This window comes from Pseudomonas sp. AC112, assembly GCF_979253545.1.
The window spans coordinates 5532746-5555917 of record NZ_CEEDCM010000001.1; the positions used below are offsets into that span (position 1 = coordinate 5532746).

The 23172-nt window shown below is 61.8% G+C and carries 22 protein-coding genes; 10 read left to right on the plus strand and 12 right to left on the minus strand.

Features of this window, described 5'->3' with window-relative positions; genetic code table 11:
* Positions 1–80 precede the first annotated feature (80 nt).
* From AC0IYN_RS25840 to arnC, 10 genes are all read right to left on the minus strand, one after another.
* The gene (locus tag AC0IYN_RS25840) at positions 81–791 is read right to left on the minus strand and encodes an HPP family protein (RefSeq protein ID WP_406597538.1); all 711 of its coding nucleotides are present in this window, start codon (positions 789–791) and stop codon (positions 81–83) included.
* Positions 792–966: 175 nt separating this feature from the next.
* Positions 967–1203, minus strand: coding sequence for a hypothetical protein (locus AC0IYN_RS25845; RefSeq protein WP_406597539.1), 237 nt, complete (start codon positions 1201–1203; stop codon positions 967–969).
* Positions 1204–1371: 168 nt separating this feature from the next.
* Positions 1372–2994 carry an ArnT family glycosyltransferase gene (locus AC0IYN_RS25850; RefSeq protein WP_458375260.1) on the minus strand — a complete coding sequence of 541 codons (1623 nt, stop codon included), beginning with the start codon at positions 2992–2994 and terminating at the stop codon, positions 1372–1374.
* Positions 2995–2997: 3 nt separating this feature from the next.
* Complete coding sequence (locus tag AC0IYN_RS25855; protein ID WP_406597541.1) at positions 2998–4389, minus strand: UDP-glucose dehydrogenase family protein; 1392 nt, start codon at positions 4387–4389, stop codon at positions 2998–3000.
* Positions 4386–4787, minus strand: coding sequence for a 4-amino-4-deoxy-L-arabinose-phosphoundecaprenol flippase subunit ArnF (gene arnF / locus AC0IYN_RS25860; RefSeq protein WP_406597542.1), 402 nt, complete (start codon positions 4785–4787; stop codon positions 4386–4388). The genes AC0IYN_RS25855 and arnF overlap by 4 nt, the downstream gene beginning before the upstream one ends.
* Positions 4784–5131 (minus strand): 4-amino-4-deoxy-L-arabinose-phosphoundecaprenol flippase subunit ArnE, encoded by a 348-nt coding sequence (gene arnE / locus AC0IYN_RS25865; RefSeq protein WP_078048487.1) that lies wholly within the window; start codon positions 5129–5131, stop codon positions 4784–4786. Before arnE ends, arnF begins: the two co-directional genes overlap by 4 nt.
* On the minus strand, positions 5128–6783 hold the full coding sequence (gene arnT / locus AC0IYN_RS25870; protein ID WP_457238947.1) for a lipid IV(A) 4-amino-4-deoxy-L-arabinosyltransferase: 1656 nt from the start codon (positions 6781–6783) through the stop codon (positions 5128–5130). Before arnT ends, arnE begins: the two co-directional genes overlap by 4 nt.
* Complete coding sequence (arnD, locus tag AC0IYN_RS25875; protein WP_100490635.1) at positions 6780–7664, minus strand: 4-deoxy-4-formamido-L-arabinose-phosphoundecaprenol deformylase; 885 nt, start codon at positions 7662–7664, stop codon at positions 6780–6782. The genes arnT and arnD overlap by 4 nt, the downstream gene beginning before the upstream one ends.
* A complete protein-coding gene (arnA, locus tag AC0IYN_RS25880; protein ID WP_471843946.1) occupies positions 7664–9655 on the minus strand; it encodes a bifunctional UDP-4-amino-4-deoxy-L-arabinose formyltransferase/UDP-glucuronic acid oxidase ArnA in 1992 nt (663 codons plus the stop codon). Before arnA ends, arnD begins: the two co-directional genes overlap by 1 nt.
* Before the next feature lie 2 nt (positions 9656–9657).
* A complete protein-coding gene (gene arnC / locus AC0IYN_RS25885) occupies positions 9658–10683 on the minus strand; it encodes an undecaprenyl-phosphate 4-deoxy-4-formamido-L-arabinose transferase (RefSeq protein WP_061436935.1) in 1026 nt (341 codons plus the stop codon).
* 401 nt (positions 10684–11084) lie between these two features.
* Here arnC and AC0IYN_RS25890 point away from each other — a divergent pair, with 401 nt between their 5' ends.
* The gene (locus tag AC0IYN_RS25890) at positions 11085–11909 is read left to right on the plus strand and encodes a M949_RS01915 family surface polysaccharide biosynthesis protein (RefSeq protein WP_078048483.1); all 825 of its coding nucleotides are present in this window, start codon (positions 11085–11087) and stop codon (positions 11907–11909) included.
* A gap of 108 nt (positions 11910–12017) precedes the next feature.
* Positions 12018–12932, plus strand: coding sequence for a site-specific integrase (locus tag AC0IYN_RS25895; RefSeq protein WP_093513243.1), 915 nt, complete (start codon positions 12018–12020; stop codon positions 12930–12932).
* Positions 12933–13117: 185 nt separating this feature from the next.
* Here the strand turns inward: AC0IYN_RS25895 and AC0IYN_RS25900 are convergent, their stop codons facing one another.
* Positions 13118–13975, minus strand: coding sequence for an SDR family oxidoreductase (locus tag AC0IYN_RS25900; RefSeq protein WP_406597545.1), 858 nt, complete (start codon positions 13973–13975; stop codon positions 13118–13120).
* Positions 13976–14159: 184 nt separating this feature from the next.
* On the opposite strand from AC0IYN_RS25900, the gene AC0IYN_RS25905 reads away from it, so the two are divergent.
* The 8 genes from AC0IYN_RS25905 (at position 14160) to AC0IYN_RS25940 (ending at position 21410) form a co-directional block, all read left to right on the plus strand.
* A complete protein-coding gene (locus AC0IYN_RS25905) occupies positions 14160–14915 on the plus strand; it encodes a GntR family transcriptional regulator (RefSeq protein ID WP_457238949.1) in 756 nt (251 codons plus the stop codon).
* Positions 14912–16642, plus strand: coding sequence for a fumarate reductase/succinate dehydrogenase flavoprotein subunit (locus tag AC0IYN_RS25910; RefSeq protein ID WP_471843950.1), 1731 nt, complete (start codon positions 14912–14914; stop codon positions 16640–16642). Before AC0IYN_RS25905 ends, AC0IYN_RS25910 begins: the two co-directional genes overlap by 4 nt.
* Before the next feature lie 123 nt (positions 16643–16765).
* Positions 16766–17011, plus strand: a complete 246-nt coding sequence (locus AC0IYN_RS25915) for a 4Fe-4S dicluster domain-containing protein (RefSeq protein ID WP_471843952.1) — start codon at positions 16766–16768, stop codon at positions 17009–17011.
* Positions 17012–17131: 120 nt separating this feature from the next.
* The gene (locus tag AC0IYN_RS25920) at positions 17132–18538 is read left to right on the plus strand and encodes an ABC transporter substrate-binding protein (RefSeq protein WP_471843954.1); all 1407 of its coding nucleotides are present in this window, start codon (positions 17132–17134) and stop codon (positions 18536–18538) included.
* A 13-nt stretch (positions 18539–18551) separates the two neighbouring features.
* On the plus strand, positions 18552–19334 hold the full coding sequence (locus AC0IYN_RS25925) for an ABC transporter permease (protein ID WP_406599698.1): 783 nt from the start codon (positions 18552–18554) through the stop codon (positions 19332–19334).
* The gene (locus AC0IYN_RS25930; protein WP_078048476.1) at positions 19334–20164 is read left to right on the plus strand and encodes an ABC transporter ATP-binding protein; all 831 of its coding nucleotides are present in this window, start codon (positions 19334–19336) and stop codon (positions 20162–20164) included. Before AC0IYN_RS25925 ends, AC0IYN_RS25930 begins: the two co-directional genes overlap by 1 nt.
* Positions 20161–21105, plus strand: a complete 945-nt coding sequence (locus AC0IYN_RS25935; protein WP_457238952.1) for a HEAT repeat domain-containing protein — start codon at positions 20161–20163, stop codon at positions 21103–21105. The genes AC0IYN_RS25930 and AC0IYN_RS25935 overlap by 4 nt, the downstream gene beginning before the upstream one ends.
* Entirely contained in the window at positions 21102–21410 is a 309-nt protein-coding gene (locus AC0IYN_RS25940; protein ID WP_406599697.1) for a DUF971 domain-containing protein, read from the plus strand. The genes AC0IYN_RS25935 and AC0IYN_RS25940 overlap by 4 nt, the downstream gene beginning before the upstream one ends.
* Here the strand turns inward: AC0IYN_RS25940 and AC0IYN_RS25945 are convergent.
* Positions 21380–22588, minus strand: a complete 1209-nt coding sequence (locus AC0IYN_RS25945) for a multidrug effflux MFS transporter (protein WP_406599696.1) — start codon at positions 22586–22588, stop codon at positions 21380–21382. The two genes, AC0IYN_RS25940 and AC0IYN_RS25945, sit on opposite strands and share 31 nt — an antisense overlap.
* Positions 22589–23172 lie beyond the last annotated feature (584 nt).

Genomic DNA, 23172 nt, shown 5'->3' on the forward strand with positions numbered 1-23172 from the left:
GACAATTGCGATTGATCAACTGACTTTAGTCATCACTGAATCAATAGCAAGCGAGCAGCTCTCCATTCGTCGTGTGTTGTTCAGGGCACCCGACTGGCCAGCACCTCACCAATACTACGGCGCCGGGCATGAGTTTCCGCCGCGTGGATCAATTGCTCCAACTCAGTGGGCGCCACGTCGTAGAACTGCTCCATTTGCGCCAGCGCCAGTTTCAGATCGGCGGCGGTGATTGCAGGGTCTCCTGCGGCCGTGGGGGTATTAAGGGGGGGCGACGGGGATTCTGTTGCGCCTTTGGGATAGCGCGTGCGCGTGGCGTTGTTGTAAGCCAGTGCGCAGCTTAGCAGGGCACCGGCACCGAGCAGCACCGCGCCCAGTTCGTACCAGCCCAGGGCGGCGGAGGCGGGGTCGGCCAGAACCAGCGTCATGGCCAGGCCACCGGCCGGCGGGTGCAAACAGCGCAACCAGCACATCAGCACCACTGTCATGCCCGCCGCCAGGCAGGCGCTGCCCAGAGATGGGCCAAGCACGCGGTTCACCAGCAACGCCACGACGCCCGCGCACAGGTAGCTGCCGATGATCGACCAAGGCTGCGCCAAGGCACCGGATGACACGGCGAACAACAACACCGCCGAAGCGCCGAGGGGGCCGAGCAGGTGCAGGGCCACGTCCATGCCAAATACTTGGGAACACAACCAGACACTGAACAGCGTGCCCAGGGCCATGCCGATGGCGGCGCGGCTCCATTCAGTCGGACGGGTGTTGATAGCAGCGGGGAACCAGCGAGCGAGCATTGAAAGGTGATCCATAAACAGCGGGCAAAAAAAAGGCTTGTCTGGTTGCCCGGAAAAGCCCTTTGAAAGTTCCAACATTTGGGGGAAGGAACGCGTGCAGTGTGCCGACCTTGATAGCGTCGCGCCAATGCATATTAATGAGGGTTGAATGCAAAATTAATGAACTGTGAAAGGTTTAACCGCAAAGCACGCAGCGAACCTTACCCAGCACTCGGTTATTGACATGCTCGTCCAAAAAGCGTCGCTGCAGGTTTTCCTGCAGGCCAGGCTCACTGGCCAACGGCCCTTTCAACGCCACCAGGGCATCGCGCAGTCCCATCAACCGATCCAGCGAGGGCATGGGCAGGTATCCGATATGCACCTGATCACTGCGCGAGGAAACGGGGGAATCAAGCGAAACATCTTCTGGCACGGCATTCTCCTTCAACGTCCTTGTTGTAATCCATCACCTGTGGCGGTACATGAATACCGCACCGGGCCGAGTTTACAGCCCGGTTTTAAGCGCAGGAAAGCGAAATGGCACCAGTCATTACGTAAAGCTATGTAGGAGTTTTCTGCGCCGGCAGCGCCGGTGCTGGGCTCAAGGTTGCGGGGTTTTGGCCAGGTGCAGCAGCACGTAAGGGTTACGGTCGAACTCACCGGCCAGGGTCGGGGTGATGGAACGAAAGCGCGGGTCCTGCAAACCTTCATAATCGGCTTCGCTCATCACCAGCCAGGCGGGTCCCTGAAGGGGCTTGAGGTCAGCCGCCTTCTGGGTGAACAGCGGGACTTGGTCGCAATCGAGGTTGACCATGTATTTGATCGCCTTGGCGTCTTTGCCCAAGCCATGCAGGACCACTGGCGCCCGTTGTTGCATGACGTGCTCGTGCACCTCCAAGGTAAAGGTGCGGGTGTCGTAGACACTGCGCTCCAGGGGTTCGACCACAAAGATATAAGTGCCCCACACCGCCAACACTGCCGCAATAGCAGGTCCGACCGGGCGCAGGTGCGTTTTGAGCAATGACAGCAACGCGCAGGCCTGTAGCACCCCGAGCACGCCGAACACCCACCCCAGATGACTCAATTGCTCCGGATAACGCGGCCGTGCAATCAGCAGGCCGGCGATCAGCAGGCTCGGCAACAAGGTCCAGATTCCCAGCATCAGCCCACGCAGCCAGGCAAAGAGCCGCCCGTGTGCTACCTGAAACGGATACGCAGCAATGATCGCTGCCATGGGCAACATCGGCAGCACGTAGCGTGCCTTTTTCGCTTGGGGAATCGACAGGCCCAGCATCACCAGTAACCCGGCCGCCGCGCAGTACCACACCAGTCGCAACGCCGGCCCCGGCGCACGCCGCCCGCTGATCACCATCGCCAATAGCACCAGCAGGGCCAGCGGATACGCCATGGCGTAGTTGCCCAGGGAACTGGTGAAGTAATACAGCACGCCGCTGGAGCCTTCGCTGCCGTCCATCCGGCCAAGGAACTGCATGCGGATCACGTCCTGCATGAACGCCTCGCCGCCGCTCAGCTTGGCCATCAACAGCAACAGCCCAACACACGCCACCAGCAGCGCCAGCGCGATCAAGCCGAAGCTGAACAGCTGGCGCCATTGCCGGTTGATCAGGTAATAGCTGCACAGCACGCCGGTCGGAATGACCAGGCCAATCGGCCCACGCACCGCAAAGCCGACAATCAGGAGGAGGAACAGCCAGTGCAGGCGCTTACCCGCGTCGAAGTGGTCATGGGCATAGCCCAGGTAGAACACCGCCAAGGCGATTGCGGCCAGCATCTGGTCGAGGGACACGGAGCGGGTTTCGCTGATAAAGGTACTGCTCAGCAACAGCAACGCGATGCTCAGCAGGCCCCAGCGCTGGGAGTAGGGCGCCGTGAGGCGGTACACCAGGGTGACGATCACCGCCGAGGCTATCGCCGTGGGCAACCAGGCCGTGAGGCTAGTGACCTGGCCGATAGGCAATGACAACAGCCACGTCAACAGCGTCGAGGTCGCCAGGTAATCGGCATAGGGCTGCCCATACGTGGTGGGAAAAAAGCCCGGCCCATGGCGCAGCATCTCCTGGGCGAACACCACGAAGCGGGAGTCGAAGCCGATAATCGCCTGGTGCCAGCTGCCGGCGATAAACAGCAACAATGCCAGCAATCCCAGGCCGAGGGATTGGCGGCGGATCGTTGGGCTTAACAGGGACGGTTGAGCTTTGTTCACGTATCAGGCTTCCACGACCTGTTTTGCCTCTTGAGCCACCCATTGCTGCTGGGGAATCGGCAACTGGCAGGAGTCGCCACGGCCAATCGGGTAGTACTGGAAGCCTTTGCGCGCCAGGCGTTCGCCGTCGTAGAGGTTACGGCCATCGAAGATCACCGGGGTTTTCAGGCGCTGGTGGATCAGGTCGAAGTCTGGCGCCTTGAACTGTTGCCATTCGGTGCAGACGATCAGTGCATCGGCGCCACCCAGGGTGGATTCCGGCGTGCCCATCAGCATCAGCCGTGGATCATCGCCATAGATACGCTGGGTTTCTTGCATGGCCTCCGGGTCGAAGGCGCGCACGTTGGCGCCGGCGGCCCACAAGGCCTCCATCAGCACACGGCTGGGTGCATCGCGCATGTCGTCGGTGTTGGGCTTGAACGCCAGGCCCCACAAGGCAAAGGTCTTGCCGCGCAGGTCGCCCTTGAAGAATGCATTGATGCGTTCGAACAGCTTGCTCTTCTGACGCTGGTTGATGGCTTCCACCGCTTCAAGCAAGTCGCTGGAGCAGTTGGCCTGCTTGGCGCTGTGGATCAGGGCGCGCATGTCCTTGGGGAAGCACGAACCGCCGTAGCCGCAGCCAGGGTAGATAAAGTGGTAACCGATGCGTGAGTCTGCGCCGATGCCCAGGCGTACGGCCTCGATGTCCGCCCCCAGGTGCTCGGCCAACTCGGCGATCTGGTTGATAAAGCTGATCTTGGTCGCCAGCATGCAGTTGGCGGCATATTTGGTCAGCTCGGCGCTGCGCAGGTCCATGAAGATGATGCGGTCATGGTTGCGGTTGAACGGCGCGTACAGGTCGCGCATCACGTCGCGCACTTCTTCGCGCTCGCAGCCGATGATGATGCGGTCCGGGCGGCGGCAATCGGCCACGGCCGAGCCTTCCTTGAGGAATTCCGGGTTGGAGACGATATCGAACTCCAGGTGCCGGCCGGCCAGGTTCAGGGCTTTTTCGATATGGGCGCGCAGGGTGTCGCCGGTGCCGACGGGCACGGTGGACTTCTCCACCAGGATCACCGGCTCCTTGCGGTGACGGGCGACGGCATCGCCCACCGACAGTACGTACTTCAGGTCCGCCGAACCGTCTTCATCCGAAGGCGTGCCCACGGCGATAAACAGCACTTCGCCGTGTTCAACGGCCAGTTTCTCATCAAAGGTGAAGTGCAGGCGCCCGCTCTCCAGGTTCTCCTTCACCATGGCCGCCAGCCCCGGCTCGAAAATGCTCACATGGCCTTGCTGCAGCAGCTTGACCTTGTTCTGATCGACGTCCATGCAGATCACATCGTGACCGACTTCGGCTAATACGGTGGCCTGTACCAGACCGACGTAACCACTACCAAATACACTGATTTTCATGGGGCATTCCTGGGACTTGTAGCGCTAGCACGACGAGAGTTGATAACCAGCACACCGAGGATGACCAAGGCCACCCCGAGGGTTTTTGAAACGGAAAAAGCTTCGTTGAACACCGGCAGGCTGGCCGCCAGCAGGTACACCAGGGCGTAGCTGATGCTCAACAGCGAATAGGCACGGCCCAGTGGCAAGTGCTTGAGTGCACCGAGCCAGCAGAGCATCGACAGCGCGTAGGCCAGGATCGCCAGGCTTACCACGCCGAGAGCGCCAAGATTGATCTGTGCACTGAGCCAATCGCTGGGCAGCGGCAAGCGCGTCATGCTCCAGCGCATGCCCAGTTGGGCGGCACTCACCAGGCCGACGCTGCCCAGGGCCAACGCAAACCCTTGCACCCGGCTCATACGTGGCGCCCCAACAGCACGACACCGCCGATCACCAGCGCCACCCCCAGCCAATGACGGCCGTCGACGGGCTCATGAAAGACAAACCGCGCCACCAGCGTGACCAGCACGAAATTCAGGCTGAGCATGGGGTAGGCAATGCCCACCTCCAGGCGCTGCAGCACCAGTAGCCAAACCAGCAAGCCCAGGCCCAGGCACACCAGCGCCGACCACAACCACGGCGAGCGCAGCTTCAACGCCCAGCCATCCGGCAGGTCGCGCCAGCGTTCCACGGCGAACTTCTGCGACACCTGGCCCATGCAGGTCAGCAGGCACGCGGCCAATAACAGCAGCAGGGTGATCAAGGCGTCACCTGCGGGAAGATCAGGATCACGATATTGCCTTGCTCATAGCGTTTTCCATCGGTGGGCAGCAGCGCCACTTCGGCGATTTCATCGTCGCCTTTGACCCGCATCACCACGCCGACCGCACCGTTTTTACGCGCTTCGCTCATCCACTGCTGGACCTGGGTGGTGTCCACCTTGTGATGGCCGGCATCCGGGTAGGCAAGGCCGTATTTGACTTCACCGACGGTGTTGTAAAGCGTCACGTCCGGCCGCGCCAGGCGCCACGACAGCGCCGACGCCGCACCCAGGTCATTGCTGAGCAGGGCGGTGGTGGGTTGCAATTCGGCGAGGTGGTCGATGATGAATGCGTCAGGCGTCTTGTTGTACACCACCGAGTGCGGCAAGGCGGCCGGCAGCAACGCGACCATCAGCCAACTGCCGAGAATCGGCGCCGCCCATAGGCGCAACGGCTGGGCCGCTTGCAGCAGGTTGACCAGGATCCAGCCGAACAGAAAGGTGAACACCAGCACCAGGCTGAAGGTTTCCTGCCCATGCTCGTACACCGGCTTCTTCAGTTGGAACCAGCTCAGCGCCAGCAGCACTACCACGCCAATGACCAGGTTCAGCCAGCCGTTGATACGCAATGCGCGGTCACGGCCCTGGGCCAGTTTGTCGGCCAGGGTATGGCCCATCAGCAAGGCCAGCGGCAACAGGCACGGCATGATGTAGGAGGGCAGCTTGCCCTTGGCCAGGCTGAAAAACGCCAGGGGCATCAGCAGCCACAGCAACACAAAGCCGATTTTTGCACTGCGTTTGTCCTGCCAGGCCTGTATGAAGGTGGACGGCAACAGGGCTACCCACGGCAGGCAGAACGCAACCAGCAGCGGCAGGTAATACCAGAACGGCTCGGCGTGCTGGGCATCGTCGCCGGCAAAGCGCTGGATGTGCTCGTGCCAGAAGAAGAAGTTCCAGTAGTCGGGCTCTTGCAGGTGGACAGCCAGCGCCCATGGCAAGCTCACGACGATTGCCACGACCACGGCGACGACGCCGTAACCGAGTAATTCACGAAAGCGCTTTTGCCAAATGGCGTAGGGCAGGGCGATCAATACCGGCAGCAGCCAGGCCAGGAAGCCCTTGGTCATGACGCCCATGCCGCAAGCAAACCCCAACAACGCCCAGGCGCCGAGGCGTCCATTACGGGTGGTGCTGTCAAAGCAAAACCACAGGGCCACGCCGGTCAGGTTGACCCAGAAAGTGAATTGCGGGTCGAGGTTGGCATAGCCACCCAGCGCCGCGACGCTGACAAAGCTCATGTACAGCACGGTGCTGATCAGGCTCTTCTGCGGGTCATTCCACAAACGACGCGACACCAGGTACACCAGCAGGATGCTCAAGCCCGTGCTCAACGCCGACGCAAAGCGCACACCGAACAGGTTCTGCCCGAAGATCGCCTGGCCCAGCGCGATCATCCAGTAGCCCGCCGCCGGTTTCTCGAAGTAGCGGATGCCCATGAAGTGCGGCGACGCCCATTTACCGGTCAGCAGCATTTCCTGGCTGATCTGCGCGTAACGGGTTTCATCCGGGATCCACAGGCCGTGGGTGGCCAACGGCAGCAGGTAGAACGCGCCAAACGCCAACAGGAGCAGGGGCAAGGCCCAACGCCGGATCATGCCTGTTGCACTCCGAGCCAACCCTCACGCCCAGGCAAGGCGCCGCGCACCAGGTGTTGCTGGGGCAGGGTGGTCAGGTCGGCGGGCAACAACTCGCCCAAGGGTTTGAAGTCGATGCCGCGCTGCCCTGCCTGGGCAAGCAACTGGCGAAAATCATTGGCCATCAGAATCCCTTCTACTTCTGCGTGGATCGTGTAGACGTTTAGCTTCGACGCGCCAAAGCGGTCGAGGATGAAACCATTGAAGTCTTTGGCAGCCACCACCGGCCCGACGACTTCGTCGAAGGTCGGCAGGTCCACCGGAATCTGTGGGGTGCCCGCGCTGCCGTCGGCCAGGGTTGGACGAAACAGGCTGGTGCCCCGGCAATCGCTGTTGTAGCGAAAATTGAAGCCTTGCTTGGCGTGCACCACGCGTTCATCGGCGCGCCAACCGGCGGCCGCTGAACAGTCGATACGTTCGCCGAGGATGTCGCTCAGGGTCTCCACGCCGCGTCGAATCTGCTCGACCAGCTGCGCTTCGCTCCAACGCCCGGTGTTGGCTTGCCAGCCATGGTGATCCCAGGCGTGCAGGCCGACCTCATGACCGGCCGCCTTGGCCTGGCGCATCAAGTGCCCCAGGTCGCGGCCGATCGGCTTGCCCGGCCAGGCGGTGCCCGCCAGCAGGATATCCAGGCCATACAGGCCCACAGCGTTGGAACGCAGCATCTTCCACAGGAACTGAGGGCGGATCAGGCGCCACAAGTGGCGCCCCATGTTGTCCGGCCCGACGCTGAAGAAGAACGTCGCCTTCACCCCTGCTTCATCCAGAGACTCGAGCAACCGTGGCACACCCTCACGGGTACCGCGGTAGGTATCGACGTCGATGCGAAGACCTGCCTGCATTACTTATTGTCCGCTATTTCAAGCATGGCTTCGCGCAGGAAGAAGTCGAGCGTATTGCCGATGGTTTCGCTCATTTCCACGGTCGGCTCCCAGTTCAGCAGGCGCTTGGCGTTTTCGATGCTTGGCTTGCGGTGCGCCACGTCCTGGTAACCGGTGCCGTAGAACGCCTTGCTTTCCACGTCGCGGAAACCGGCGAATGGCGGGAAGTTGCCGCGCAGCGGATGCGCTTCGAACTGACGCAGCAGCTCTTCGCCCAACTGGCGGATGCTGGCTTCGTTTTCCGGGTTGCCAATGTTGATGATCTGGCCGTTGCACGCGTCATTGTCGTTATCAATGATGCGCGCGAGGGCTTCGATGCCGTCGGCGATGTCAGTGAAGCAACGCTTCTGCTCGCCGCCGTCGAACAGGCGGATCGGCGTGCCTTCCACCAGGTTCAAAATCAGCTGGGTGATGGCGCGGGAACTGCCGATACGTGCCGAGTCCAGGCGGTCCAGGCGCGGGCCCATCCAGTTGAACGGACGGAACAGGGTGAAGTTCAGGCCCTTGGCGCCGTAGGCCCAGATCACGCGGTCCAGCAGTTGCTTGGAGACGGAGTAGATCCAACGCTGCTTGTTGACCGGGCCGACGACCAGGTTGGAGGTGTCTTCGTCGAAGTACTGGTCCTGGCACATGCCATAGACCTCGGAGGTCGACGGGAAGATCACGCGCTTGTTGTACTTGACACAGTAGCGCACCAGCTTGAGGTTTTCCTCGAAGTCCAGCTCGAACACGCGCAGCGGGTTGCGGGTGTATTCGATCGGCGTGGCGATGGCCACCAGCGGCAGGACCACGTCGCACTTCTTGATGTGGTACTCGATCCACTCGGTGTGGATGCTGATGTCACCTTCCACGTAATGGAAGTTCGGGTGGCTGCGCAGGCGCTCGATGGCGTCGGAGCCGATGTCCAGGCCGTAGACTTCGTAGCGGTCGTCACGCAGCAGGCGCTCGGACAGGTGGTTACCGATAAAGCCGTTCACACCCAGGATCAGCACGCGGGTACGGCGTGGCTTGCGCCCGGACTCGGCGCCGCGCAGCACGGAACCGTCGACCAGGCCCAGCTCGTTGGCCAGTGACGGGCCGGCCAGGTACAGGCCGTTGTCGTTGCGCTGGCCGAATTTGATCACCAGGGAGTCTTCACCGCAGGCGATGCGCAGCGGGTTGACGCTGATCACACGGCCTGGCGCCAGGCCTTCGTTGCCCTTGACCACGTCGGCTTGCCACACGATCAGCTTGTGCTCGCCCACGGCGCAGAAGGCACCCGGGTACGGTTGGGTGACAGCGCGGACCAGGTTGAACAGTTCTTCAGCCGGTTTTTTCCACTCCAGCTTGCCGTCGGCAGCGGTGCGGCGACCGAAGTAAGTGGCCTGGCTTTCGTCCTGGGCGGTTTCCGCCAGCTTGCCTTGGGCCAGTTGCGGCAGGGCGTCGCGCAGCAGGTTGCTGGCGGCGTCGCGCAGTTTGGCGTGCAGGGTCAGGCCGGTGTCGTTGCGCTCGATGATGACTTTCTGCTGGGCCAGGATCGCGCCAGCATCGGCACGCTTGACCATGCGGTGCAGGGTCACGCCGGTTTCGGTTTCGCCGTTGACCAGTACCCAGTTGGCCGGCGCGCGACCACGGTATTTCGGCAGCAGCGAGCCATGCAGGTTGAACGCGCCTTTGCGCGCAGTGGCCAACAGCGGCTCGCTCAGCAGGTTGCGGTAGTAGAACGAGAAAATGTAGTCCGGGCTCAGCTTGGCGATGCGCTCGATCCACAGCGGGTGGTTGGCGTCTTCCGGCGCGTGTACCGCAATACCGTGGCGCGCGCACAGCTGGGCCACGGAACCGTAGAAGTTGTTTTCCTTCGGGTCGTCGGCATGGGTGAACACAGCAGCAATTTCGTAACCGGTATTGAGCAGCGCTTCGATGCCTGCACAACCAATATCGTGATACGCGAATACAACAGCTTTTGAACTCATGTTTAGACCTGATCAGCAGAAGTAGAGGTATGGGAGGACACCAGGCCGTCGACGACGACCACGGGAGCCGGTGCTGCCGGTTGGTTGCGCAGCACTTTTTCGATAAAGAAGCGCGGGCGGGCACGCACGTCGCTGTACATGCGGCCCAGGTATTCACCCAGCAGCCCCATGCCGATGAACTGGCCACCGGTGAACACGAACAGCACCGCGAACAGCACGAACAAGCCATCGCCTGCCCAGTCGGCACCAAAGGCCAGGCGCATGACGATCAACGCCAGGGCAAACAGCATGCCCAGCGCCGCCAGGCTGAAGCCGACGATGGACAGCAGGCGCAGCGGGGTGGTGGTCATGCAGGTCAGCAGGTCGAACATCAGGCTGATCAGGCGCATGGCGCTGTATTTGGATTCGCCGTGTTCACGCTCGGCGTGGTGCACCAGGATCTCGGTGGTGTGACGGGCGAAGCCGTTGGCCAGGATCGGGATAAAGGTGCTGCGTTCGCGGCAGGCGAGCATCGCGTCGACGATGGTACGGCGGTAGGCGCGCAGCATGCAGCCGTAGTCGGTCATGGCCACGCCGGTGGAGCGTTGCACGGCCAGGTTGATCAGGCGCGAAGGCCAGCGGCGAAAGGCCGAGTCCTGGCGATTATTGCGCACGGTGGCAACCACGTCGTAGCCCAGGGCGGCTTGCTCGACCAGGCGCGGGATTTCTTCCGGCGGGTTCTGCAGGTCGGCGTCAAGGGTGATCACCACTTCGCCACGGCACTGCTCGAAACCGGCCATGATCGCCGCATGCTGGCCGTAATTGCGGTTGAGGATCACCGCCACCACGTTGCTGCCGTCTTCAGCGGCGGCGTCTTCCAGCAATTGGGCCGAATTGTCGCGGCTACCGTCATCCACCAGGATGATTTCGTATTCGTAGGCGAGTTGCTTGCAGGCTGCCGTCGTACGACGCAGCAATTCAGGCAGGCTCTCTTGCTCGTTGTAGACCGGGATTACGATCGACACACAATGAATAGGGTAGGGTTTCAAAGATTCATGACCTCGGGGTTAGAACAACTTGGAGCGTGGCAACAGCAGCAATCATTGGGCAAAAGTCCAGGCCGCAGGTTAAATAACGGCGCCAAAGGTGAAGCGTAATCAAGAGGTTAGACGATATAGCGCGGTTTGCTATGAAGTGCTGCATTAAAGATTAAGCGCAAAAATGTGGAACCGATATGAAAGGCAGATGAAAAACTCGTTTATTTGACAGGTAGACAGCTAGGGTTCAGCTAAGTAACTAACGCTTAGTTTGCAAGCGAAATAGGAACTGTTCGTCGTGCCTTTGGTTCAACTCGCAAGCCCGTCGTCGTGCATCGAATTTAGTGAAGAATCTTCTCTGCAATGCGCCCCAAGTGCCGGTAAAGTAAGCCGTCTCTTGCCAGGGTGATCGGATGAATAGCGTGCAGCTTTTACGCGGCCAGTTGCGGCCTGCTTTGATGGGATCGTTGATGGGGTTGTTGATGAGCGTGGCGTGTGTCACGACGGTCCAGGCCGATGACGGCGTGGCGCTGACCAGCATCGACCAGGTGCCGGACGGTGTGGAAGTGCGTGGCAAGCAGATCGCGGCCTACACCTGGGACGACAAGCAAGGCAAGAACCTGCTGGTGCTCGCCGAGCAAGTCAGCGAACGCGACGATGACGGCACCCAATCGGCATTCGTGTATGCGGCGCAATACCTGATCGACGGCAACCGTCCCAAGCGCGTGTGGATGCTCTACGACGACGTGCAGCATTGCGAATTCGACGCCGCGCTGCGTTTTGACAGGGCCGCGACCAAGGTCACTGACCTCGCCGGCGATGGCATCACCCAGGCTACCGTGGGCTATTCACGCACTTGCACCAGCGATGTCAGCCCCAATGAATTCAAGCTGATCATGCATGTCGGCAAATCGCAGAAGTACCGCCTGCGCGGGGTCGACCGGTTCGGCGCGGCCTGGTGGGACGAAGAGGCCGGTGCCTTGCGCGGCATGCCGCTGCCCAAGGATTGCAGCGTGGCCGGCCAACAGGCGCTGGTCAGCCAGTACAAGGAGCAGGGCACCGAGTTGCCGCTGCCTGGCTGTTATGGCGACGAGAAGGACTTTGCGAAGGCGCCGGACGCGTACCTGACGTTCATGCGCCAGCACTGGTTCGCGCTGATGCAGAAACAGGACAGCGAATGGAGCCAGACCCAGGTCCAGCCACAAGAGCCCACCGACGAAGACGACACGGCCCCGTGACTTTGTGCGAGGGCCGTGCCTGGGGTAGACTCGGCCTTCGCCAATTCTCTAAATAGCTCGATTAAACAAAGGCTTGTTCGAGTTATTTAATCCAAAGGCTGATCTCCCTTGACTGAGTCTATCCGCAACCCGCTGACCCTTTACCTCACCCGCCTGGCGCCCTCCAGCCAGCTGACCATGCGCTACGTGCTGCAAGATGCGGCCGACCGCCTGGGCTTCGAAGACATCAACCTCGAAGACATCGACTGGCACCTGCTGCAACCTGAACACGTGATCGCCCTGGTCGCCGCCTTGCGTGAGGACGGCTATGCGCCGAACACCTCTTCGCTGTACGTGAATGCCGTGCGCGGGGTGATGAACGAAGCCTGGCGCCTGAACCTGATCAGCCAGGAACACTTGTTGCGCATGCGCACCGTCAAGGCAGCGCCGGGCACGCGCCTGGGCCAGGGCCGTAACCTGCGGCGCAGCTTGATCCGCGAAATGATGGAAGTTTGCGCCGCCGATCCACGGCCACAGGGCCTGCGGGACGCGGCGGTAATCGGCATTCTCTACGGCTCGGGCATGCGCAAGTCGGAGTCGGTCAACCTCGACCTGGCTCAGATCAATTTCGAAGAGCGCAGCTTGCGGGTGATCGGCAAGGGCAACAAGGAGCTGATCAAATACGCGCCGGACTGGGCGTTTGCCAAGTTGCAGGCGTGGCTGGCATTTCGCCGCGAGCAACTCAAGGAAGGTGAACAGGACGACAGCTTCCTGTTCAACCGCATCCGCCGGGGCAGCCACATCACCCGCGAGCGCATCACCAAGCATGCGATCTACTACATCGCCCGCCAGCGCGGCGAGCAGGTGGGCGTAAAGATCATGCCCCATGACTTTCGGCGCTCGTTCATCACGCGGGTGATCGAGGAGCATGACCTGTCGATTGCGCAGAAACTGGCACACCACACCAATATCCAGACCACCGCCAGCTATGACGTGCGCGACGACAATGAGCGGCGGCGGGCGGTGGATCGGTTTGATCTGTAGGATTGGCCAACACAACCCCTGTGGGAGCCGGGCTTGCCCGCGATGCAGCCACCTCGGAACCTCAGTTGTACCGAGGTGATGCAATCGCCGGCAAGCCAGCTCCTACACGTGCCTGCCTTTGATCCAACCACTCAGGCCGGCTGTCAGGCCGCCTTCGCAGGCAAGCCAGCCCACAGGGGCAAGGATTAGAGGATCGGCTTACCGCCAGTCACCGCATATCGCGAACCCGAGATGTAGCTGGCTTCATCCGAGGCCAACAGCACATAGATCGGCGCCACTTCCACCGGTTGGCCCGGACGCCCCAGCGGGGTTTCGCTGCCGAAGCTCTGCACATCTTCATCCGGCATGGTCGCCACAATCAGCGGCGTCCAGATCGGCCCCGGTGCCACACTGTTGACCCGAATCCCTTTGCTACCGAGCAACTGCGCCAAGCCACCGGTGAAGTTAGCGATCGCGCCCTTGGTGGCGGCATAGGCCAGCAGCGTCGGCTTGGGCATGTCGGAGTTGACCGAGCTGGTGTTGATGATCGAACTGCCGGCCTTCATGTGTGGCAAGGCGGCCTTGCAGATGCGAAACATTGCCGTGATGTTGATATCGAAGGTCTTCACCCATTCCTCGTCCTCGATTTCCTCAAGGGTTTCGTGGGTCATCTGGAACGCGGCGTTGTTCACCAGCACGTCGATGCGGCCGAACTGCTCGACGGTTTTATTCACCAACGACTGGCACACGCTTTTCTGCGCAATGTCACCGGGCAGCAACAGGCACTGGCGACCGGCTTCTTCGACCCAGCGTGCGGTTTCCTGGGCGTCTTCGTGCTCGTCCAGATAAGCGATGGCCACGTCGGCGCCTTCACGGGCAAAGGCGATGGCCACGGCGCGCCCGATGCCGCTGTCGGCCCCGGTGATCAGCGCGATTTTGTTGGCGAGCCGGCCGGAGCCCTTGTAGCTTTTCTCGCCGCAATCGGGGTACGGATCCATTTTTTTCTGCGCACCTGGCACAGTTTGGGCTTGAGGGGCGAAGGGCGGGCGAGGGTAGTCGGTCATATCAATCTCCATAGCATTGCAAAGGGGCTATGGGGTTAGTAGTTACCCGCCGGGCGTTAGTTGTAACGGATGCCGCCGAAGCCCGACGAGTGGTTGGCTTTAAGCTTATGCATAAACGGTATTTCCACCGCCGCCATTAGACTTCTTAAGATCACGTCATAACTCGTTATGACAAGTGACCTTGATGAACGATTCCAGCCTCTCTCCACTGTCCAGCATTCCCCTGCATGCCCAACTGCGCGACCTGTTGCGCAGTCGCATTCTCGACGGCGAATACGCGCCCAACACTCAAATGCCCTCAGAAAGCGAGTTGGGCACGCGCTTCAAGGTCAGCCGCATCACCGTGCGCCAGGCATTGGGCGATCTGCAGAAAGAGGGCTTGATCTACAAAATTCATGGCAAAGGCACATTTGTGTCCAAGCCCAAGGCCTACCAGAACGTCAGCACCTTGCAGGGGTTGGCCGAGTCAATGACCGAGCGCGGTTATGAAGTGATCAACCGCTTGCGCAGTTTTCGTTTCGTGCCGGCCGACAAGCAGGTGGCCGAGCGCCTGGGCGTGGAGGAGGGCACCGTGGTTGCGCAGATCAAGCGGGTGCGCCTGATCAACCGAGAGCCGGTATCGCTGGAAATCACCTACCTGCCGCAACCCCTCGGTGAACGCCTGGAAAAGGCTGACCTGGTCACCCGCGACATCTTCCTGATCCTGGAAAACGACTGCGGCCTGCACTTGGGGCATGCCGATGTGGCGATCGACGCGGTGCTGGCCGACAGCGACCTGACCCAGGCGCTGAACGTGGAACCGGGCTCGCCGATCATGCATATCGAGCGCCTGACCCATACCGCCGACGGCCAGCCGGTGGACTTTGAACACCTGTATTACCGTGGCGACGCCTTCCAGTATCGCCTGCGCATCGACCGTGAACGAGGAAGCCGCCCGTGAGCCGCCAAACCCTGGAACTGGAATACGACATCGTGGTGATCGGCGGCGGCACGGCCGGGCCGATGGCGGCGATCAAGGCCAAGGAAGCCAACCGCGACCTGCGCGTGTTGTTGGTGGACAAGGCCAACGTTAAGCGCAGCGGTGCGATCAGCATGGGCATGGACGGGCTGAACAACGCGATCATCCCCGGTCACTCGACGCCTGAGCAGTACACCAAGGAAATCACCATCGCCAACGACGGCATCGTCAACCAGGCAGCGGTGTACGCCTATGCCACCCATAGTTTCGAGACCATCGAGCAGTTGGACCGCTGGGGGGTGAAGTTCGAAAAGGACGAGACCGGCGACTACGCGGTGAAGAAGGTCCACCACATGGGCGCCTACGTGCTGCCGATGCCCGAGGGCCATGACATCAAGAAAGTGCTGTACCGTCAGCTCAAGCGTGCCCGGGTGACCATCACCAATCGCCTGGTGTGCACGCGCTTGCTGACTGACAGCGAAGGCGTCGTCAACGGCGTGATGGGCTTTGATTGTCGCACCGCCGACTTCCAGGTGATCAAGGCCAAGGCCGTGATCCTGTGTTGTGGCGCAGCGGGCCGACTGGGCTTGCCGTCGTCGGGCTACCTGATGGGCACCTATGAAAACCCTACCAATGCCGGTGACGGCTACGCCATGGCCTACCACGCGGGCGCCGAACTGGCGAACCTGGAGTGCTTCCAGATCAACCCGTTGATCAAGGATTACAACGGCCCGGCCTGCGCCTACGTGACGGGCCCGCTGGGTGGCTACACCGCCAATAACAAGGGTGAGCGCTTTATCGAGTGCGACTACTGGAGCGGGCAGATGATGTGGGAGTTCCATCAGGAACTCGAAAGCGGCAATGGCCCGGTGTTTCTCAAGCTTGACCACCTGGCCGAGGAAACCATCCAGAACATCGAAACCATCCTGCACAGCAACGAGCGCCCGAGCCGTGGCCAGTTCCACGCCAACCGGGGCACCGATTACCGCAGCGACATGGTCGAGATGCACATCTCCGAGATCGGCTTCTGCAGCGGGCATTCGGCCTCTGGCGTGTGGGTGAACGAGCGCGCGGAGACGTCGGTGAAGGGCCTATATTCAGCCGGCGACATGGCGGCGGTGCCGCATAACTACATGCTGGGCGCGTTTACCTACGGTTGGTTTGCCGGTACCAACGCCGCCCAGTATGTGGTGGACAAAGACTTCAGCGCGGTGAATGCCGAGCAGGTCGCCGCCGAGCAGGCCCGCGTCTATGCGCCGCTGGACCGCGAAAACGGCCTGCCGCCGGCGCAGGTCGAGTACAAACTGCGGCGTTTCGTGAACGATTATCTGCAGCCGCCCAAGGTCACCCGCAAGATGGAAATCGGCCTGCAGCGCTTCAGTGATATCGAGCGCGACCTCGACCAGATGAAAGCCCACAACCCTCACGAACTGATGCGCGCCATGGAAACCAGCGTGATCCGCGACTGCGCCGAAATGGCCGCCCGCGCTTCGCTGTTCCGCGCCGAGAGCCGCTGGGGCCTGTACCACCATCGCGTCGATCACCCGCAGCGCAATGACGCCGACTGGTTCTGCCATTGCCACCTGAAGAAGGGCGATGACGGCCAGATGGTCAGCTTCAAGAAACCCGTGGAGCCCTACGTCATCCCGTTGGACGCCGAAGAAATGCAAGCCTACGACCGCCTGCGCGTGGGGGCTGATGCTGCCTGAACCTCAATCTCTAGTGAACGGGCTTTCTGTGGTGAGCGGGCTTGTTGTGGCAAGCCCGCTCACCACAGAAGCCCGCTCACCACAACAATCAGCACAACCACAAAGTGCCTAGGACACCGTGAAATGGCCTACCAACCCCAGGAAATATTTTTTCACTCCAACGCGCCGGTGACGATCGACGAAGACAAGTGCATTGCCGAAAAAGGCTGCACGGTGTGCGTCGACGTCTGCCCGATGGACCTGTTGGCGATCAATCCCGCAACGCAGAAGGCGTACATGGCGTTCGACGAATGCTGGTACTGCATGCCGTGTGAAAAGGACTGCCCCACAGGCGCAGTCAAGGTCGAGATCCCGTACCTGCTGCGTTGAGCGTTTCGACTCCAAGCCATCCGCCAACACCGGACGCCAACGCCGTACCCCCTCGTTTCCCACCGCGCCAGATCGCGGCGGAGACGATGCCTATAACCATGATTCGAGGGGAAACACCCAATGTTCTTGCGCGCAACCTTCGCCAGCCTGGTGCTGGCTTCCATCAGCCTGTCGGTACAGGCTGAAACCATCCGGGTCGCCATCGGCACCCAGGACACCACTATCAACTGCGCCGCCGGCGGCTTGCTGATCCGCGAGCTGGGCCTGCTGGACAAGTACTTGCCCCATGACGGCAAATACAAGGACGCCACCTACGATATCCAGTGGAAAAACTTCACCAGTGGCGCACCGCTGACCAACGAAATGGTGGCCGGCAAACTCGACTTCGGCGCCATGGCCGACTTCCCCGGCGCCTTCAACGGCGTGGCGTTTGAGGGCGCAGGCAAGCACAGCCTGTTTATCAGCGTGTTGTCGGGCAATATCAAAGGCAGTGGCAACGGCATTGTGGTGCCGACCGAGTCCAGCGCCCAGTCGTTGGCCGACCTGAAGGGCAAGAGCATTTCGGTACCGTTCGCGTCCACCGCCCACGGCATGCTGTTGCGTGCCGTCGCGGCGCAAGGCTGGGACCCACTCACGGATGTGAACATCATCGCCCAGGCGCCGGAAGTGGCGGGTTCGGCGCTGCAAGCCAACAAGATCGAGGCGCATGCCGACTTCGTGCCGTTCGCCGAGCTGTTCCCCAACCGGGGTTTCGCCCGCAAGATCTATGACGGTTCGCAGTCCAACACCCCGACCTTCCACGGCGCGCTGGTGGATGAAAGCTACGCCCGCCAGTACCCGGAAGTGGTCGTCGCCTACCTGCGTGCGAGTATCGAAGCCAACCAGTTGCTGGCGGCGGAACCGGAGAAATACAGCGAACTGATCGAAAAAGTCACCGGCGTCGAAGCCGAGGTCAACTACCTGTTCCACGGCCCGCTTGGCGTGCAAACCCGTGACCTGAGCTGGAAGCCGGAGTACCGTCAGGCCGTCGGCACCGCCATCGACACCCTCAAGCTACTGAAAAAAGCCGACCGTGGCCTCGACCTCACTACCTTTATCGATGACCAGTACATCCGCGCTGCCTTCAAGGCGTCCGGCCTGGACTATCAGGCGCAACTGGGCAATTACGCCCAGGCCCCGCTCAAAGCCAACGACGCCTTGACCGGCAAGCCCATCACCGACTGGAAACACGTGGCGCAAATCTGGGTGAAAGGCGAGCCCAAGGTGCGTGACTATGCGTCTGCCGAATCGGCGTTCAGTGCATTGGCCCGCTTGAAAAAAGACGGCAAGGACGTGCGTGCCGTCTACACCCAGGCCGAAGACAGCGGCATCAAGCTGCTCGCCAACCAGGCGTGGTTTGCCAGTGATCGCCAAGGCAAGTTGAGTGCATTCCTGCTCAAGGGCCAGGCGCAGCAGTTCGCGGATGCCCAGGGCGGCAAGGTGTTTGACTTCACCACGGCCGGTGCCCAGGCCGTGGTCGGTCGCTGAGAGGAATAGGCCCATGTCGACTGCTGCTTATCGCTGGTTGCCGCGCACGGCGTCACTGCTGGTATGCCTGTTGTTCTGGCAACTCGCTGCCAGCCACCACTGGAACCTGTGGCTGGTGACCTTTGCCAACGTACCCACCCCAGGCGCCGTGTTGGAGGCGGCGCTGGGGTTGGTGGACTCGGGCAAGCTGGCCCGGCATTTAAGCGCGAGCCTGACCCGGGTGTTCGAAGGTTACCTGGCGGCAGTGCTGGTGGGAGTTGGCCTGGGCATCGCTATCGGTCGTTCGAAATGGGCTGAAGATGTGCTGCTGCCCCCCCTGGAAGTCATCCGACCGATTCCGGCGGTGGCGTGGATACCGTTGGCAATCCTGATGTTCCCATCGTCGGAGCTGTCGATGGTGTTCATCACCTTTACCGGTGCGCTGTTTCCGATCCTGCTCAATACCGTGCACGGCGTCGAGGGCGTCGATCCACGGTTGATTGCTTCGGCACGCAGCCTGGGGGCCGGGCGGGGCGCGATCCTGCGGGAAGTGGTAGTGCCGGGCGCCGCCCCCAGCATCATCACCGGCCTGGCCATTGGCATGGGTACGTCGTGGTTCTGCTTGGTGACGGCGGAGATGATCTCCGGACAGTTCGGCATCGGCTATTACACCTGGGAGTCATACACCATCCAGAACTATGCCGACATTGTGGTCGGCATGCTGTTGATCGGCGTGCTGGGCATGGGCAGCAGCTGGCTGGTCAAGCGCCTGGGCGCCGTGTTCACCCCTTGGCACCGTTCGCGAGGTAAAGCCTGATGGAAGGTCGGATTGAAATCAGCGGTTTGTCCATTGTCCTGGGAGAGCAGGCGCAGGCATTCGAGGCAGTCAAGGCACTGGATTGCCGCATCGAGCCGGGACAATTCGTGTGCATTCTCGGCCCGTCGGGCTGCGGCAAATCGACCTTGCTTGGCGCGTTGGCCGGCCACCTGGTGCCGAGCCAGGGCACATTGCAGATGGACGGGCAGCCAGTGGTCGGCCCCTCCCAACAGCGCGGTATGGTGTTCCAGCAGCACACGTTGTTCCCGTGGCGCAGCGTGCGCGAGAACGTCGCGTTCGGTTTGAAGATGCGCGGCGTGGCCAAGGCTGAGCGTTTGGCGGCAGCCGACGAGATCCTGGCCCTGGTCGGGCTTGAAGGGTTTGCCGAGCGTTGGCCGAACCAACTGTCGGGCGGCATGCAGCAGCGCGTGGAAATCGCCCGGGTGCTGGTCAATCGCCCACGCTTGTTGCTGATGGACGAGCCGTTCGGCGCGCTGGACGCGCTGACTCGTATGAAGATGCAGGCCTTGCTGCTGGATATCTGGACGCGCATTCGCACCACGGTGGTGTTCGTCACCCACGATATTGATGAAGCGCTGTTCCTGGCCGATCGCATCCTGGTAATGAGCCCGCGCCCGGGGCGCATTATCGAAGACTTCTCGCTGGACTTTGCACGGCCGCGCCATACCGAACTGATGACCACCCCTGAATTCACTCACCTCAAGCGTCATTGCCTGGAACTGCTGCACCATGAAGATGGCCGCCAGTTGCCACGCCTGAACCCGCTCGGGTTGCCCACCGATCATTCAACACCGCGATTTGCCATATGACCTATAACCTCGAAATAGAAGCCCTGCGCCCGCGCCTGCAAGCCCCGGACGCCGGCATGCGCCGCATTGCACTGATCGACCTGGCCGACCTTGAAGACCCCGACGGCCTTGAATGGCTGGTGGACAGCCTGCGCAACGATCCCTCCGTGGACGTGCGTGCCCAGGCCGCCACCTTGCTGGAAGCCTGGGAAGAAACCGAGGTGGTACAGGCGTTGTGCGAGGCGCTCACAGATGCCGAGCCGCCCGTGCGCGAGGCGGCCGCCCAGAGCCTGAGCGTATTGAAAACCGCCGAGGCGGGGGCATTGCTGTTGCCTTGGACCGAGCATGCCGATGTGAGCGTGCGCACCGCGATATTCCGCGCATTGCGCGAGCTGCGCCTGGCAGCGGCGGCGCCGGCGGCCTTGCTGGCATTGGCGGACGCCGACGCGGGTATCCGGCGTGAAGCGGTGGGCGTGCTGGGTTGGCTCAAGCACCTGCCTGCGCTTGAGGCCCTGGCGACCTTGGCCAGCAGCGATCCCGACACCGAAGTCCGCCGCGCTGCCACCGGCGCCCTGGGCTTGGCGAACGATGACCAGGTTCTACCGGCGTTGCACCAGGCGTTGCTGGACCCGGCCTGGCAAGTACGGGAGGAAGCCGCAACCACCTTGGGCAAAGTCGGCAGCCTCAATGCGGGGGATGCACTGGTCGCAGCGCTGGCGGACGAGTACTGGCAGGTTCGCTTGCGGGCGACGCGCAGCCTTGGCCGCCTGCGTTATCTCCCCGCGCTGGAGGCGTTGATCCAGACCCTGGGCCACAGCATCAGCAACCTGCGCAAGGAAGCCGCCCTGGCACTCGGCGAATTGGGCGATCGCCAGGCGTTGGCGGCGTTGCGTGATGCCGCCGACGATGGCGACCCGGAAGTGCGCAAGGCTGTGCGGATAGCCTTGGCGCAGCTGCAATGACCGCCGCGCCGAACGCCATTGGCCAAGGCCGCGACGGCCGCCTGCGCCTGGAATGGGCCGACGGTGCCCAATGGATCGAGCATGCACGCCTGCGCCGTGCATGCCCTTGCTCGCAGTGCCGGGCGTTTCGGCTACGGGGCAGTCCACCGATGGTGTCGGAAGCGGTGAGGGTGGTGGAGGTCCACCCCCAGGGTTATGGCGTGCAACTGGTGTTCAGCGATGGCCACCAGCGCGGGATTTATCCGTGGGCGTACCTGGCGCAATTGGGCAGCGATCAGGAGGAGGGCGGGGCGCTCGCCAAGTGAGCCGGTAGACGGCGCAGGGTCCACAGCGTGGTGAGCATCGCTGCGACAGCGCACAGTGCGATGCCGATTAACATCGGCGCGGGTGTGTGATCGGCGAACACACCGACCAGCGTCATGGACACGGCGGCGGTGATCATCTGGATCGCCCCAAGCAATGCCGAGGCAGAACCCGCCACCGCGCCATGATCCTCCAACGACAACACGCCCGCTGCGGGCAGCAACAGCCCGAGAAAACCGAAGCCGATAAACAGCAGCGTCATCGTCAAGGCCAGGCTGTCGACCCACAACGTGGTGGCCGCCAGCACGGTCATGACCGCCGCCACGGCTACCACCGACCAACGAATCAGCGGCGCCAGGCCAAAGCGTGCGCTGAGGCGTGCAGTGAGTTGACTCATGGCGAAAAACGAGGCGGCATTCAGCGCAAACCCCAGGCTGAATTGCGTCGGCGTCAGGCCGTAATGCTCGATGTACACGAACGGCGCACTGCCGATAAACACGAAGAAGGTCGCCAGGCCAAAACCGCATACCACTGACAGCCCGATGAATACCGGGTCACGCAGCAACGCGCCGTAGCTGCTGAACGCGTTGCCCAGGGTCTTGCCCAGACGGCGCTCGGCCGGATGGGTTTCGGGCAGTTGCACGATGGTCATCACCAGGCACGCCACGGCCACCACCGCCAACACGGCAAACACTTCACGCCAGCTCCACAACGCGATCACCAGGCTGCCGGCGAGCGGCGCCAGGATCGGTGAGACACTCATCACCAACATCAGCAAGGCCATGAGTTTCGCGGCTTCATGCCCGGTGTAGAGGTCCCGCACGATGGCGCGGGGAATAACCATGCCCGCGCACGCACCAAACGCCTGCAGGGCACGAAAGGCGATCAGGGTTTCGATGGTCGGCGCCAGGGCGCAGCCGACACTGGCCAGCGCGAAAATCACCAGGCCGGCGTAGATCGGCGGCTTGCGCCCGAACACATCGCTGATCGGCCCGTAGAACAGCTGGCACACGCCAACGATGACGAAGAACACCGTGAGGCTCATCTGCACCAGTGCCGGCGAGGCGTGCAGGCTCGCGCCCAGGGTCGGCAAGGCGGGCAGGTAGATGTCGATGGCAAAGGGGCCGACGGCGGTGATCAAGCCCAGGAGGAGGGCGAGGTGGGCGATGCTTCGAGACATGGAATTTCCGGCGCCATCAAGTGACCGGCCAGCTTAGTGAGCCGACCGTGGGTATACAAGGTGACGATTACACAGTTGTTACATTTTCGTTCGGCGTAGGCTTGGCGACCGTTTCCCTGATTTGGGCTTCACTAATAGCCAACTGTTGCCGATAACGGTAATAGACGCTCAAGCGGTTGGGTTCCCAGCCGCCTGTCCAGGCTATGGGGATACCTGCATGACGATCAAACTGCGCTTGATGTTGTTGATTGCGACCGGATTGCTGGCAGCCTTGATCATGAGCCTGGCCGGCTACCTGGGAAACACCCGGATGGGTACTGCGGTGCATGGCAGCGAACTCAGCATGACCGTGCTGCGTAACCATATGGAAGCCGACATGATGCACGATGCCCTGCGCGCGGACGTGCTGTCGGCAATGCTGGTGGGCTTGGGCAAGAGCACCAGCAGCAAAGCGGAGGTCAACAGCTCGTTGCAGGAACACGCCGAGCATTTTCGCCAGGTGCTCGCGGACAATCTCAAGCTGCCGTTGGACGATGCGCTCAAGGCCAGCCTGGAAAAAATCCGCCCCAGCCTGGATAACTACA

Coding starts and splice junctions, on each gene's coding strand:
- AC0IYN_RS25940 (WP_406599697.1), top strand. CDS start 21,102: ATGACCGCCGCGCCGAACGCCATTGGCCAAGGCCGCGACGGCCGCCTG.
- AC0IYN_RS25840 (WP_406597538.1), bottom strand. CDS start 791: ATGCTCGCTCGCTGGTTCCCCGCTGCTATCAACACCCGTCCGACTGAA.
- AC0IYN_RS25855 (WP_406597541.1), bottom strand. CDS start 4,389: ATGAAAATCAGTGTATTTGGTAGTGGTTACGTCGGTCTGGTACAGGCC.
- AC0IYN_RS25925 (WP_406599698.1), top strand. CDS start 18,552: ATGTCGACTGCTGCTTATCGCTGGTTGCCGCGCACGGCGTCACTGCTG.
- AC0IYN_RS25945 (WP_406599696.1), bottom strand. CDS start 22,588: ATGTCTCGAAGCATCGCCCACCTCGCCCTCCTCCTGGGCTTGATCACC.
- arnF (WP_406597542.1), bottom strand. CDS start 4,787: ATGAGCCGGGTGCAAGGGTTTGCGTTGGCCCTGGGCAGCGTCGGCCTG.
- AC0IYN_RS25905 (WP_457238949.1), top strand. CDS start 14,160: ATGAACGATTCCAGCCTCTCTCCACTGTCCAGCATTCCCCTGCATGCC.
- AC0IYN_RS25900 (WP_406597545.1), bottom strand. CDS start 13,975: ATGACCGACTACCCTCGCCCGCCCTTCGCCCCTCAAGCCCAAACTGTG.
- AC0IYN_RS25930 (WP_078048476.1), top strand. CDS start 19,334: ATGGAAGGTCGGATTGAAATCAGCGGTTTGTCCATTGTCCTGGGAGAG.
- AC0IYN_RS25915 (WP_471843952.1), top strand. CDS start 16,766: ATGGCCTACCAACCCCAGGAAATATTTTTTCACTCCAACGCGCCGGTG.
- arnT (WP_457238947.1), bottom strand. CDS start 6,783: ATGATCCGGCGTTGGGCCTTGCCCCTGCTCCTGTTGGCGTTTGGCGCG.
- AC0IYN_RS25920 (WP_471843954.1), top strand. CDS start 17,132: ATGTTCTTGCGCGCAACCTTCGCCAGCCTGGTGCTGGCTTCCATCAGC.
- arnD (WP_100490635.1), bottom strand. CDS start 7,664: ATGCAGGCAGGTCTTCGCATCGACGTCGATACCTACCGCGGTACCCGT.
- AC0IYN_RS25890 (WP_078048483.1), top strand. CDS start 11,085: ATGAATAGCGTGCAGCTTTTACGCGGCCAGTTGCGGCCTGCTTTGATG.
- arnA (WP_471843946.1), bottom strand. CDS start 9,655: ATGAGTTCAAAAGCTGTTGTATTCGCGTATCACGATATTGGTTGTGCA.
- AC0IYN_RS25935 (WP_457238952.1), top strand. CDS start 20,161: ATGACCTATAACCTCGAAATAGAAGCCCTGCGCCCGCGCCTGCAAGCC.